At 65.8% G+C, this 13,690-nt stretch carries 8 protein-coding genes, 1 tRNA gene and 1 pseudogene; 6 read left to right on the forward strand and 4 right to left on the reverse strand.

Features of this window, described 5'->3' with window-relative positions; translation table 11 throughout:
- Positions 1 to 73: 73 nt before the first annotated feature.
- A pseudogene (locus ACFO3A_RS09895) lies at positions 74 to 992 on the forward strand (LysR family transcriptional regulator).
- On the opposite strand, the gene ACFO3A_RS09900 reads toward ACFO3A_RS09895, so the two are convergent.
- Positions 986 to 1,438, reverse strand: a complete 453-nt coding sequence (locus ACFO3A_RS09900) for an MBT domain-containing protein (protein WP_377725991.1) — start codon at positions 1,436 to 1,438, stop codon at positions 986 to 988. The pseudogene ACFO3A_RS09895 and the gene ACFO3A_RS09900 overlap by 7 nt on opposite strands.
- A gap of 273 nt (positions 1,439 to 1,711) precedes the next feature.
- Between ACFO3A_RS09900 and smc the strand changes: the two genes are divergently transcribed.
- From smc to rssA, 4 genes are read left to right on the forward strand one after another with little or no spacing between them, the layout of a single operon-like run.
- On the forward strand, positions 1,712 to 5,227 hold the full coding sequence (gene smc, locus ACFO3A_RS09905) for a chromosome segregation protein SMC (RefSeq protein WP_377725992.1): 3,516 nt from the start codon (positions 1,712 to 1,714) through the stop codon (positions 5,225 to 5,227).
- 25 nt (positions 5,228 to 5,252) lie between these two features.
- Positions 5,253 to 6,452, forward strand: a complete 1,200-nt coding sequence (locus ACFO3A_RS09910; RefSeq protein ID WP_377725994.1) for a cell division protein FtsZ — start codon at positions 5,253 to 5,255, stop codon at positions 6,450 to 6,452.
- A gap of 26 nt (positions 6,453 to 6,478) precedes the next feature.
- Complete coding sequence (gene ligA, locus ACFO3A_RS09915; RefSeq protein WP_377725996.1) at positions 6,479 to 8,575, forward strand: NAD-dependent DNA ligase LigA; 2,097 nt, start codon at positions 6,479 to 6,481, stop codon at positions 8,573 to 8,575.
- Position 8,576: 1 nt separating this feature from the next.
- Positions 8,577 to 9,512, forward strand: a complete 936-nt coding sequence (gene rssA / locus ACFO3A_RS09920) for a patatin-like phospholipase RssA (RefSeq protein ID WP_377725997.1) — start codon at positions 8,577 to 8,579, stop codon at positions 9,510 to 9,512.
- A 75-nt stretch (positions 9,513 to 9,587) separates the two neighbouring features.
- Here rssA and ACFO3A_RS09925 read toward each other — a convergent pair.
- The 3 genes from ACFO3A_RS09925 to ACFO3A_RS09935 form a co-directional block, all read right to left on the reverse strand.
- Positions 9,588 to 9,678, reverse strand: a tRNA-Ser gene (locus ACFO3A_RS09925).
- 57 nt (positions 9,679 to 9,735) lie between these two features.
- Positions 9,736 to 10,650: an SPFH domain-containing protein gene (locus ACFO3A_RS09930; RefSeq protein WP_377725999.1), complete on the reverse strand. Its 915-nt coding sequence runs from the start codon at positions 10,648 to 10,650 to the stop codon at positions 9,736 to 9,738.
- Positions 10,651 to 10,715: 65 nt separating this feature from the next.
- Complete coding sequence (locus tag ACFO3A_RS09935; RefSeq protein ID WP_377726000.1) at positions 10,716 to 11,141, reverse strand: NfeD family protein; 426 nt, start codon at positions 11,139 to 11,141, stop codon at positions 10,716 to 10,718.
- Positions 11,142 to 11,230: 89 nt separating this feature from the next.
- Between ACFO3A_RS09935 and ACFO3A_RS09940 the strand changes: the two genes are divergently transcribed.
- The gene (locus ACFO3A_RS09940; RefSeq protein WP_377726003.1) at positions 11,231 to 13,621 is read left to right on the forward strand and encodes an Orn/Lys/Arg family decarboxylase; all 2,391 of its coding nucleotides are present in this window, start codon (positions 11,231 to 11,233) and stop codon (positions 13,619 to 13,621) included.
- The last annotated feature ends 69 nt before the right edge of the window (positions 13,622 to 13,690 follow it).

Below are 13,690 nucleotides of genomic sequence, written 5' to 3' on the forward strand. Positions count from 1 at the left end.
GTGCAAATTTGATAGGGCAATACCTGTTTATGCAGTTTTCATCTGCAAAAAAGCACAGTTAAACTGCCGTCCCATGGATTGGGATCACTTACGTTTTTTTTGCCGCCCTGGCACAAGCCGGCTCCCTGGCGGGCGCGGCGCGGATGCTGGGCGTGGAACACACCACGGTGGCGCGGCGCTTGCAGGCGCTGGAAAAAATCATGGGCCAGACGCTGTTTGTGCGGCAGAAGGGGGGGCTGACACTCACGCAAGCGGGCCAGCAACTGCTGCCTGCCGTGCAGGCCATGGAAAAGGCCGTGCGCGGCGTCGAGCAGGTCGCTCTGCCCGATGGGGCCGACGAGGCCCACCCGGCCGGACTGGTGCGCGTGGGCGTGACCGAGGGGCTGGGCACGGTGCTGCTGTCGCGCCAGCTGGCGCTGCTGGCGGTGCGCTATCCGCAGCTGTCGATCGACCTGCTGGCCCTGCCGCGCCTGCTGCACCTCAGCCGCCGCGAGGCCGACATCGTGATCTCGCTGGAGCGGCCCAAGCGCGGCTCGGTGGTGGTGAGCAAGCTCACCGACTACCACCTGTATTTGTACGGCGAGCGCCAGTACCTGGCCCGCCGCCCCCTGGTGCGCAGCAGCGACGATCTGCGCCACCACCAGTTCGTGCATTACGTGGACGACTTGCTGTTTTCCAAGGAATTGCAACTGCTGGCGCAGCTCTACCGGCCTGCCCGTTTCGTGTTTCGCAGCACCAGCATCGCGGCGCAGTACGAGGCCGTGCGGGCCGGGGTGGGGCTGGCGGTGCTGCCCGCCTTCATGGCCGACCGCGACCCCACCCTGGCGCGGGTGCTGCCCGAGCAGGCCCGGTTTACCCGCACCTTCTGGATGAGCGTGCCCGAAGAAGCCAAGGCCGTGCCCCGCATCCAGGCGGTGTGGCGTTTCCTGAAAGACGTGGTGCGCGAGCAGCAAGCGTACCTGCAACCCCCCTTGCCCGGCGCGGGTCAGTAGCAATAGCTGGTATTGCCCATGCCGTCGCTGCGGGGGATGGAGCTGCAAATGGGCGCAGTGCCGGCCGGGATGTCGCGGCGGTGTTCGCTCTGTCCCTTGGCCGGTTTGGGGGGCGGGGTCACGTTGCCGGTGTAGGGCCGCACGCGGCGCAGGCTGATGGTTTCGTCGAAATGCTTGCCAAAGCCGACGTAGGTGACGTCGCAAGTCTGGTAATGCGGGTCTGCCCCGAGAATGCGGGCCTCATACCATTGCCCCGCCGACTGGGCTTCCACGCGGTTGCCGGTACGGCACAGCTGTGCCAGAGCTGGCTGGGGCGTGCTGGCCGATCGGGCTGCCGGTGTTTGCGGCGGCACGACGTAATCGTTCGACCACTGGTCTGCCGCGTGGGCAGAAAAGGCAGCCAGGGCCAGGAGGCAGGACAGGGGAAGGCGGCAGATCGGTGGCATGGGGACGCTCCTGTGGGGGGATCGGTGCAGGCAGGCGGTCATTTTGCAGCAGAGGAGGGGATTGCGGCCAGCGCACTGCGGGTGGTGGTTGCAGGCGCTTGCACTTTTAAAAATATAGCTTTCTGCGCAGTGTTGATAAGCTTTTTTCGCCTGTTTGAATCAAAATAAAAAACGGCAGATTGCCGCGTGCAGGCGGCCAGGGGCTGTATCATTTGCCCCTTTGCCTGTGGTTTTCCCCAGTGGGGGCGGCCCAATCTCCGTTTTCTTTTCGCCGTGCGCCTTCAGTCCATCAAGCTCTCCGGCTTCAAATCGTTTGCCGAGCCTACGAACTTCATGTTGCCGGGGCAGTTGGTGGGTGTGGTGGGGCCGAACGGCTGCGGCAAGTCGAACATCATGGACGCCGTGCGCTGGGTGCTGGGCGAATCCAAGGCCAGCGAGCTGCGTGGCGAGTCCATGCAGGACGTGATCTTCAACGGCACCACCCAGCGCAAACCGGCCAGCCGGGCCAGCGTGGAACTGAGCTTCGACAACCACGACCACCGCGCCGGCGGGCAGTGGAACCAGTTCACCGAGATCGCCGTCAAGCGCGTGCTGACCCGCGATGGCGGCAGCAGCTATTTCATCAACAACCAGCCGGTGCGCCGCCGCGACGTGCAGGACGTGTTCCTGGGTACCGGCCTGGGGCCACGGGCCTACGCCATCATCGGCCAGGGCACCATCAGCCGCATCATCGAAAGCCGTCCGGAAGAGCTGCGCCTGTTCCTGGAAGAAGCGGCAGGCGTTTCCAAATACAAGGAGCGCCGGCGCGAAACGCAGAACCGCCTGCACGACACGCACGAAAACCTTACCCGCGTCGAAGACATCCTGCGCGAGCTGGGCGCCAACCTGGACAAGCTGGAAAAGCAGGCCGAGGTGGCCGCCCGGTACCACGCCCTGAACAGCAGCGCCACGCTCAAGCAGCACCAGCTGTGGTTTTTGAAAAAGCAGGACGCCGAGGGCGATCTGGCCGCCATCCGCGCCCAGGGGCTGGAGGCGGTCAATGCCCTGGAAGAAGGCATGGCCCAGCTGCGCCACATCGAAGCGGACATGGAAACGCAGCGCCAGGCGCACTATGCGGCGGGCGATGCCGTCAATCAGGCCCAGGGCCGCCTGTACGAGGCCACGGCGGAAGTCGGCAAGCTGGAGGCGGAAATCCGCTACGTGGTCGAAGGCCGCCAGCGCATCGCCCAGCGCCTGCAGCAACTGGCCGAGCAGACCCGGCAGTGGCAGGAGCGCCAGGAAACCGCCGCGCTGGAGCTGGAAGAGCTGGCCGCCAGCGGCGTCGATGCCCAGGAGCAGGCCGAGCTGCTGGCCGCCCAGGTGGAAGAACAGGCCGCGCAACTGCCCGCGCTGGAAGATGCCGTGCAACGCGCCCAGGCGCAGGCCCAGGCCCGGCACCAGCAGGTGGTGCAGGTGCAGCAGCGCATTCAGGTGCTGGCCGCCGAGCAGCGCAGCCTGCAAGAGCAAAGCCGCCAGCAGGAAAGCCGCCTGGAGCGCCTGCGCACCGAGCGCCAGGCCCTGGCCGCGCCCGACCCGGCCGAGCTGCAAGCCCAGCAGGAACAGTACGCCGCCGCCCAGGAAGCCGCCGAACTGGCCGAGGCCGCCCACCAGGAGTTGCAGGACAGCTTGCCTGCCCTGGAAGACGCGCGGCGCAGCAGCCAGCAGGCCGTGAATAGCGAAAGCGCCCGGCAGGCCGAACTGGCCGCCCGCTTGCAGGCGCTGCAAGCCTTGCAGGAAAAGCTCAAGGCCGACGACAAATTGCAGCCCTGGCTGACCGCCCAGGGCTTGGAGGGCCTGCCCGCACTGTGGACACGCATCGCCGTCGAACCCGGCTGGGAAAATGCCGTGGAAGCCGCCCTGCGCGAACGCATGAACGCCGTGCAGATCGGCCGGCTGGAGACGGTGCGCGGCTTTGCCAGCCCTGCCGCCGCGCCGCCTGCGCGGCTGGCCTTTTACTCTGCCGCCCAGGCCGCCGCCGTGACCGGGGCGCGGGCCGGGGGGCTGATCGACAAAATTCGCACCGGCGACGAAGGCCTGAAAGCCGTGCTGGCGCATTGGCTGCACGGTTGCCTGACCGCAGCCAGCCTGGACGAAGCCCTGGCCCGACGCAGCCAGTTGCCGGACGGGCAGAGCATTTATGTGGCCAGCGGCCATGCTGTTACCGCGCACAGCGTGGCTTTTTACGCGCAGGACAGCGAACAGTCCGGCCTGCTGGCCCGCGCCCAGGAAATCGAACAACTGGACAAAGCCCTGCGGGCCCAGCAACTGCTGGTGGAAAACGCCCAGACCGCTTTGGCGCGGGCCGACCATGCCTATCACCAGGCATCAGCGGCCCTGATCGGCGCCCGCCGCGAGGCCCAGCAGGCCCGGCAGGCCGCGCACGACAGCCAGGTGCAGTGGCTGCGCCTGCAACAGCAGGCCGAGCAGGCCAGCAGCCGCAGCCAGCAATTGCAGGCCGACAGCGATGAAGTCCGCGCTTTGCTGGACGAGTTGCAAGAGCGCAGTGCCGAGGCCGAAGGCCGCTTCGAGGAACTGGATTGGCAACTGGCCCAGGCGCAGGAGCAGCACGCGCAGGAGGAAGACCACGCCATCGCCGCCCAGCAGCGCCTGAACGAGAGCCGCGAGCAACTGCGTCGCCTGGAGCGCCAGGCGCAGGAAGCGCAGTTTGGCGAACGCAGCCTGCAAGCGCGGCAGGCCGAACTGCAGCGCACCCTGCAAACCGCCGAACAGCAGGCCCGCGACCTGGCGCAGGAAGAACAACGCGCCCATGCCGAGGCCGAGCGCCTGAGCGATGCCGCCGCGCAAGGCGGCCTGCAGGACGCGCTGGACTTGAAAATGCAGCGCGAGCAGGAACTGGCCCAGCGCCGCAGCGACTACGACGGCCTGACCCAGCAGCTGCGTGCCAGCGACGAACTGCGCAGCCAGATTCAGCGCAACCTGGAGCCGATGCGCCAGCGCATCACCGAATTTCAGCTGCGCGAGCAGGCCGCCAGCCTGGGCAGCAGCCAGTACGCCCAGCAGCTGGAAGAAGCCGGGGCCGATCTGGCCGCCGTGGCGCAGTCGATTGCCGAAGGCAACGTGCGCCTGCACGGCCTGCAGGCCGACATCGACCGCCTGCACCGCGACATCGCCGCCCTGGGGGCGGTGAACCTGGCCGCGCTGGAAGAATTGCAACTGGCCACCGAGCGCAAGACCTTTCTGGACGCCCAGGTGCAGGACCTGACCCAGGCCATGACCACGCTGGAAGGGGCCATCCAGAAAATCGACGCGCAGACGCGCGAGCTGCTTTCGGGAACTTTCAACACCGTCAACGACCACTTCGGGCGCATGTTCCCCGAGCTGTTCGGCGGCGGGCAGGCGCGGCTCATCATGACCGGCGACGAAATCCTGGACGCCGGCGTGCAGGTCATGGCGCAGCCGCCGGGCAAGAAGAACCAGACCATCCACCTGCTTTCGGGCGGGGAGAAGGCGCTGACGGCGATTGCCCTGGTGTTCGCCATCTTCCAGCTCAACCCCGCACCGTTCTGTCTGCTGGACGAGGTGGACGCGCCGCTGGACGATGCCAACACCGAGCGCTATGCCAAACTGGTGGCCCGCATGAGCAGCGGCACGCAATTCCTGTTCATCAGCCACAACAAGATCGCCATGGAAATGGCGCAGCAACTGATCGGCGTGACCATGCAGGAGCAGGGCGTATCGCGCATCGTGGCGGTGGACATGGAATCGGCCCTCACAATGGCGCAGACGTGAAATTCAAAGAAACAGGGATGAAGCAATGAGCACCTTGCAAATCAGTTTGGCAGTATTGGGCATCGTCTTTCTGGGCCTGGTACTGGTCTACAACGCCTGGGTCTACCGCCGCGCCGCACCGCGCAAGGCCGCGCCGCCGCCGTCCGGCCAGCATGCCGTGCCGCGCCAGGAGCCCGACCTGGGCGGGGTGGACATCACCCAGGCGACGGCGCCGCGCGTCCCTCCCGCAGATTTGACGGTGGATGCGGCCCCCGACGCCGGGGACCTGCTGGTCGACGACCCGCTGCTGCACGTCACCCCGCAGGCCGATACCACAGCCTCTTCGGCGTCTTCGGGTGCTTCGGCCACTGCACAGGCCGACCCCATGCCCGCGCCGGTGCTGCCCGCCGCTGCCGCCGACAAGCGCCCGGCCCTTGATAGCCTGCTGGATGCCATCGCCCTGCTGCCGCTGGAGTCGGCCCTGTCCGGGGAAACCATTCTGCAAGTGCAGCCGACCACGCGCCGCGCGGGCAGCAAGCCGTTTCAGGTGGAAGGCCGCAATGCCGCCACCGGCCAGTGGGAGGCCGTGCGCTCCGGCCAGCGCTACAGCCACTTGCAGGCCGGGGTGCAACTGGCCAACCGCCTGGGGGCGCTCAATGAAATCGAGTTTTCCGAATTTGTCGCCAAGGTGCAGACCTTTGCCGACACCCTGGGCGTGGCCGTGGAGCTGCCGGACATGCTGCACGAAGTGGCCCGCGCCCGCGACATCGACCAGTTCGCCAGCCAGCACGATGCGCAGCTGAGCTTCATGCTGCGCCCCGCCCGTGCGGCCTGGAGTCCCGGCTACATCGCCCAGCAGGCGGCGGCCCTGGGCTTCGTGCCCGCCAACATGCCCGGGCGCATGGTGCTGCCTGCGCCCGAGGCCGGGCTGCCGCCGCTGCTGACCCTGGCCTTCGACGCCCAGGCCGCGCAGGCCGAAGACCTGGATCGCACCGCCGTGTACGACCTGCTCCTGAGCCTGGACGTGCCCCAGGTGGCGCAAGCCCTGGCCCCTTTCGAGCGCCTGTGCCAGGCGCTGCAGGCCCTGGGCGAAAGCATGGACGGCGTACTCTGCGACCCGGACGGCAATCCCTTGCAGGCGGACATGCTCGGGCAGATCGGTGCCGACCTGGACGGCCTGTACGCCGCCCTGGCCGCCCATGCGCTGGCAGCAGGTTCGCCCCTGGCGCGGCGCTTGTTCAGTTAATTATTTTGTGAGCTTATCCCGCTGAAATGACAGGAAATCTAGACCTATTTCCATCTGAAAAAGAGGCTTCATCAGCGCAACAAGCTCCTAAAAGCGTAGTTGATAAAGTCCATGCCCTGCGCCGCCAGCTGTTGCAGTGGGCGCACGAGTACTACGTGCAGGACGCCCCCAGCGTGCCCGATGGCGAGTACGACCGCGTCTTCCAGCAATTGCAGGCGCTGGAGGGGGCCTACCCCCAGCTCGTCACCCCCGAATCGCCCACGCAGCGCGTGATCGGCGCAGTGCGCGATGGCCTGCTGCCGGTGCGCCATGCCGTGCCCATGCTCAGCATCCGCACGGAAACCGACAACACCGCTGCCGGGGCCGAGCATTTCGATGCCCGCATCCGCCGCGAATTGGGGCGGGTGGAAGGCGACCCGGCCATCGAATACGTGGCCGAACCCAAGTTCGACGGCCTGGCCATGAGCCTGCGCTACGAGGCTGGCCGTTTGGTGCAGGCTGCCACGCGCGGCGACGGCGAGGTGGGCGAGGACGTGACGCACAACATCCGCACCATCCGCCAGATTCCCCTGCTGCTGCCGCCCGATGCGCCACCGCTGGTCGAGGTGCGCGGCGAGGTCTACATGCGCCGCGCCGATTTCGAACGGCTCAATGCCCAGCAGGAGGCCGCCGGGGCCAAGCGCTTTGCCAACCCGCGCAATGCCGCCGCCGGGTCGGTGCGCCAGCTCGATTCGCACATCGCCATGCAGCGGCCACTGTCGTTTTTCGCCTATGGCTTGGGGGATGTCACGATCGCCGAGGCGGGCGGCCCGCGCTTTGGCACCCATTACGCCTTGTTGCAGCAATTGAAGGCCTGGGGTTTTCCGGTGGCCGACCAGATCACGCTGGCGCAGGGTGCCGCCGAACTGGTGGCGTTTCACGAACGCCTGGGCCAGCAGCGCGGCAGCCTGCCGTACGAGATCGACGGCGTGGTCTACAAAGTCAATGACCTGGCGCTGCAACAGCGACTGGGCTTTGTCACCCGCGAACCGCGCTGGGCCGTGGCGCACAAATACCCTGCAGAGGAGATGCCCACCGCCCTGCTGGGCATGGACGTGCAGGTCGGGCGCACCGGCAAGCTCACCCCCGTGGCGCGGCTGGCGCCGGTCAGCGTCGGCGGCGTCACCGTGACCAATGCCACGCTGCACAACCTGTTTGAAATCCGCAAAAAAGGAGTGCGCCTGGGCGACACCGTGATCGTGCGCCGTGCCGGCGACGTGATTCCCGAAGTGGTGGGCCGCGTGCCCGGCCCGCGCAGCGGCTATGTGCCCAACTTCCAGATGCCCCGGCAATGCCCCATCTGCGCCAGCCTGGTCGAGCGCGAAAAGGGCGAAGCCAACCACCGCTGTACCGGCGGCCTGTTCTGTAGCGCCCAGCGCAAGGAGGCGCTGCTGCACTTCGCAGCCCGCCGTGCCATGGACATCGAGGGGCTGGGCGACAAGCTGGTCGATCAACTGGTCGATGGCGGCATCATCCACAGCCTGCCCGATCTGTACCGGCTGGACTTGCCCACCCTCTCCGGCCTGGAGCGCATGGGCGAGAAATCGGCCCTCAACCTGCTGGCCGCGCTGGAGCGCTCCAAGGCCACCACCCTGGCCCGCTTCATCTTCGCCCTGGGCATTCGCCATGTGGGCGAAGCCACCGCCAAGGACCTGGCCCGCCATTTCGGCAATCTGGAAGCGCTGCTGGCCGCCACTGAGGAGGAGCTGCTGCTGGTCAATGACGTCGGCCCCGTCGTGGCGCACAGCATCCACAGCTTTCTGGCCCAGCCGCACAACCGCGAAGTGTTGAAGGCCTTGCAGGATGCGGGCGTGCATTGGCCCGAAGGCGAGGGCGAGCAGCAGGCGCAAATCCTGGCCGGGCAGACCGTGGTGCTGACCGGCACCCTGCCCACTCTGAGCCGCGACGCCGCCAAGGCCATGCTCGAAGCCGTCGGGGCCAAGGTGGCCGGCTCCGTCAGCAAGAAAACCAGCTTTGTTGTGGCCGGGGCCGATGCGGGCAGCAAGCTGGCCAAGGCGCAGGAGCTGGGCGTGCCCGTGCTGGACGAAGCGGCCATGCTGGCCCGTCTGGCGCAAGAGGACTGATATGCCGCCCACCGTCGCCCGCACCCCGAAAATCGGCCTGGCGCTGGGCAGCGGCTCGGCCCGGGGTTGGGCGCATCTGGGCGTGCTACGCGCCCTGCGCGACGCCGGGGTGCAGCCCGACGTGGTGTGCGGCGCCTCGGTCGGCGCCCTGGTGGCCGCCGTCTACGCCTCTGGCGAGATGGACCGCTTTACCGACTGGGCGCTCACCCTGGACCGGCGCAAGGTCTTTCAGTTCATGGACTTTCGCTGGTCGGGCGGGATGCTCAAGGGTGAAAAACTCATGGCCTTTCTGCGCCAGCATTTCACCGATTGCGGCATCGACGGCTGCCACCTGCCGTTTGCCGCCGTGGCCACCGACCTGTATTCCGGGGCTGAAATCTGGCTGCGCCAAGGCTCCCTGGTCGATGCCGTGCGGGCCTCGATCGCCCTGCCGGGCCTGTTCACCCCGGTGGCCGCACGGGGACGCTGGCTGGTCGATGGCGGGCTGGTCAATCCCGTTCCCGTCTCCCTGGCACGGGCCATGGGCGCCGACATCGTCATCGCCGTGGATTTGAACGCCGACATCATGCGCCGCCGCACGGCCCCCGTGTCCCTGGCGGTGGAAGAAGAAGTCAGCGAGGCCAGCCGCTGGTGGCAAAAAGGCTGGCGTCCCTGGCGCCCGGAAACGCCCGAAGCAGAGGCCATGTCGCCAGCCGTACCGACCGCCACCGTGCCGGGCAGCGAAATGCCCTCGGTGCTGGACGTGGCCATGAACAGCGTGAACATCATGCAGATGCGCATCACCCGCAGCCGTCTGGCCGGCGACCCGCCCGAACTGCTCATCGCCCCCCGCCTGGCCCACCTGGGGCTGATGGACTTCCACCGCACAGAAGAAGCCATCGAAGCCGGCCACCACGCAGCGCTGCTGGAACTGCCCGAGCTGGCCAATTTTTACTGAGGCAGACCCAATGGAAGGTGTCCTGTCGGCAAAAGAAAAACCCCTGTATTCAATGAATTACAGGGGTTCTGATCTTGGCGGAGAGGGCGGGATTCGAACCCGCGGTAGGTTATTAACCTACACACGCTTTCCAGGCGTGCGACTTAAACCACTCATCCACCTCTCCTGGCGGTGAAGCTAGCATTCTAGCGTGTAAAAAGTGGCTATTGGCGGAAAAGCGGAATTATTTCGCTTTTCCCTGCTGCATCACCCGCATGGCCGAGGCGATCAGGCCGGAGACTTCGGAGATGTTGCTCGGCACGATCAGGGTGGTGTTGGCGTCTTGTGCGACCTTGCTGTAGGCGCCGACGGCGCTTTCGGCGATCTTGAGCTGCACGGCTTCGGTGCCGCCGGGCTTTTCGATGGCGGCGGCCACGCGCTCCAGCGCCTGGGCCGTGGCGCTGGCCACGGTGACGATGGCGGTGGCCTCGCCCTGGGCCTTGTTGATGGCGGCCTGCTTTTCACCTTCCGAACGGGCGATGAAGGCTTCGCGCTCGCCGGTGGCGATGTTGATCTGCTCCTGGCGACGGCCTTCGGAGGCGGCGATCAGGGCACGTTTTTCGCGTTCGGCGGTGATTTGCGCCTGCATGGCTCGCAGGATTTCGTTGGGTGGGGTCAGATCCTTGATTTCGTAGCGCAGCACCTTCACGCCCCAGTTCAGCGCGGCTTCGTCGATGGCGTTGACCACCTGGGCGTTGATCATGTCGCGCTCTTCAAAGGTCTTGTCCAGTTCCAGCTTGCCGATCACGCTGCGCAGCGAGGTTTGCGCCAGTTGCGTGACGGCCATGATGTAGTTGCTGGAGCCGTAGCTGGCCCGCATCGGGTCGGTGACCTGGAAATACAGGATGCCATCGACCTGGAGCTGGGTGTTGTCCCGGGTGATGCAGACCTGGCTGGGCACGTCCAGCGGGATTTCCTTCAGACTATGCTTGTAGGCGACGCGATCGACGAAGGGGACGATGAAGTTCAGCCCCGGGGTCAGGGTGCCGGCGTATTTGCCCAGGCGCTCGCGGATCCAGGCGTGCTGCTGGGGTACGACTTTCACGGCCTGGGTGATGAATACCACGGCGATGACAAGGAGGACGATGGCAACTTCCATAGCGGAGCCTTTCTATCTAGTAAACAGGGTCAGGGGTGGGCAGTGTAAGGGTGGGGGCGGCGGTTTCAGGCTTTATCGACGATCAGGCGGTTGCCCTGGATTTCGATGATGCGGTGCAGGCCGGAGGTGGGCAGGCTGCCGGGGCGCAGGGCCACGTTCCACTGGCTGCCCCGGTAGGGCACGCGGGCGGTGCCGTCGCTGCCCCATTGCTCGACATGGACGGTTTCGCCGATGTCCAGGTTCACGTCCGGGCTGGCCTGGGCCGGCAGGCGCGGGGCGCGATGGCGGCGGATGCGCCGGCCCAGCAGGATGCTCACCATGCCGACGATGGCAGCGCAGGCGGCCTGGGCGGGCCAGTCCAGCCCCAGGTGGGCGGCGATGGCCCCGGCGGCCATGCCGACGCTGATCATGAGCAGGTAGATGGTGCCCGTGGCCAGTTCGGTGGCCAGGATGAGTCCGGCCAAAGTCCACCAAATTGTGCTTGCCTGCATGGTTTGTTCACTCCTTTGACGCAGATATTCATTACACTGCGCGGCTATTTTTCCTCCCACCATCATGCCCAGTTTTTCAGGGGGTGCGCATGAAATTCCGGTTTCCGATCGTCATCATCGACGAAGACTACCGCTCGGACAACACGTCCGGTCTGGGCATCCGTGCCCTGGCCCAGGCCATCGAGGCCGAAGGCTTCGAGGTGCTGGGCGTGACCAGTTATGGCGATCTGAGCCAGTTTGCCCAGCAGCAAAGCCGGGCCAGCGCCTTCATCCTGTCGATCGACGACGAGGAGTTCGGCCTGGAGGAAGACACCGCGCCGGTGATCCACAGCCTGCGCAGCTTCATCGGCCAGGTGCGGCGCAAGAACGAGGACGTGCCCATCTACCTGCATGGCGAGACCAAGACCAGCCAGCACCTGCCCAACGACATCCTGCGCGAGCTGCACGGCTTCATCCACATGTTCGAGGACACGCCCGAGTTCGTCGCCAAGCACATCATCCGCGAGGCCAAGAGCTATCTGGAGGGCGTGCAGCCGCCGTTCTTCAAGGCGCTGCTGGACTATGCCGAGGACGGTTCGTATTCCTGGCACTGCCCCGGCCATTCGGGCGGCGTGGCGTTTCTGAAAAGTCCGGTGGGCCAGATGTACCATCAGTTCTATGGCGAGAACATGCTGCGGGCCGACGTGTGCAACGCGGTGGAGGAGCTGGGCCAGCTGCTGGACCACAACGGCGCGATTGGCGAATCGGAGCGCAATGCGGCGCGGATTTTCAATGCCGACCATTGCTATTTCGTCACCAACGGCACCTCCACGTCCAACAAGATCGTCTGGCACCACACGGTGGCGCCGGGCGACGTGGTGGTGGTCGATCGCAACTGCCACAAGTCCATCCTGCACAGCATCATCATGACCGGGGCCATCCCCGTGTTTCTGAAGCCCACGCGCAACCACTTCGGCATCATCGGCCCGATTGCGCAAAGCGAGTTCGAGCCGGAGACCATCCGCGCCAAGATCGCCGCCAACCCGCTGCTCAAGGGCGTGGATGCGCAAACCGTCAAGCCGCGCATCCTGACGCTGACGCAATCGACCTACGACGGCGTGCTGTACAACACCGAAACCATCAAGGGCCTGCTCGACGGCTACGTGGACAACCTGCACTTTGACGAGGCCTGGATTCCGCACGCCGCCTTCCACCCTTTCTACGGCAGCTACCACGCGATGGGCAAGAAGCGGGCGCGGCCCAAGGCATCGGTGGTCTATGCCACGCAGTCCATCCACAAGCTGCTGGCCGGCATCAGCCAGGCGTCGCATGTGCTGGTGCAGGACAGCCAGACGGAAAAGCTCGACCACCATCTGTTCAACGAGGCGTATTTGATGCACACCTCGACCAGCCCGCAGTACAGCATCATCGCCAGCTGCGACGTGGCTGCCGCGATGATGGAGCCGCCCAGCGGCACCGCCCTGGTCGAGGAAAGCATTCTGGAAGCGCTGGACTTCCGCCGCGCCATGCGCAAGGTGGAGGACGAGTTTGGCGACGACGACTGGTGGTTTGAAGTCTGGGGGCCGGAAGAGCTGGCCGAAGACGGCATTGGCCGCGCCAACAGTTGGGTGATTCGCGGCAAGGATGCCGCTCCCAAACGTGCCGCCCGCAAGCACCGCGAGGACAGCAAGGACATCGACAACTGGCACGGCTTTGGCGATCTGGCCGACGGGTTCAACATGCTCGACCCGATCAAGACCACCATCGTCACGCCGGGGCTGGATTTGAACGGCGACTTTGCCGAGACGGGCATCCCCGCGTCCATCGTCTCCAAATACCTGACCGAGCATGGCGTGGTGGTGGAGAAGACCGGGCTGTATTCCTTCTTCATCATGTTCACCATCGGCATCACCAAGGGCCGCTGGAACACGCTGCTGGCCGCCATGCAGCAGTTCAAGGACGATTACGACCGCAACCAGCCGCTGGCCCGCATCCTGCCCGAGTTCGTGCAGCAGCACCGCCGCTACGAGCGCATGGGTCTGAAAGACCTGTGCCAGCACGTCCACGAGATGTACGCCAAGTACGACATCGCCCGCCTGACCACCGAGATGTACCTGGGCGACCTGACCCCGGCGATGAAGCCCGCCGATGCCTACGCCCACATCGCCCAGCGCAAGACCGAGCGCGTGGAGATCGACCAGCTGGCCGGGCGCATCACCGTGGGCCTGATCACGCCGTATCCGCCGGGCATTCCGCTGTTGATTCCGGGCGAGGTGTTCAGCCAGAAAATCGTCGATTACCTGCTGTTCGCCCGCGAGTTCTCCAAGCTGTGCCCCGGCTTCGAGACCGACATCCACGGCTTGGTGGAAGTGGAGGATGAGAACGGCGAGCTGCGCTTCTACGCCGATTGCGTGGCCGAGCCGAAGCAACCGCAGACCAAGCCCCGGGTGGCGAAGGCCGCCAAAACCACGGTGAAGGCGGCGGCCAAAACCAGGAAGTAATCCGGTAGGTAAAAACAATAGCTGCTTGCGCTGATATAGCAAGGATTTCAGATATGAAAATACCTGAAA

This window comes from Comamonas nitrativorans (assembly GCF_042654765.1).
GTDB classification, from domain to species: Bacteria; Pseudomonadota; Gammaproteobacteria; order Burkholderiales; family Burkholderiaceae_C; genus Comamonas; species Comamonas nitrativorans.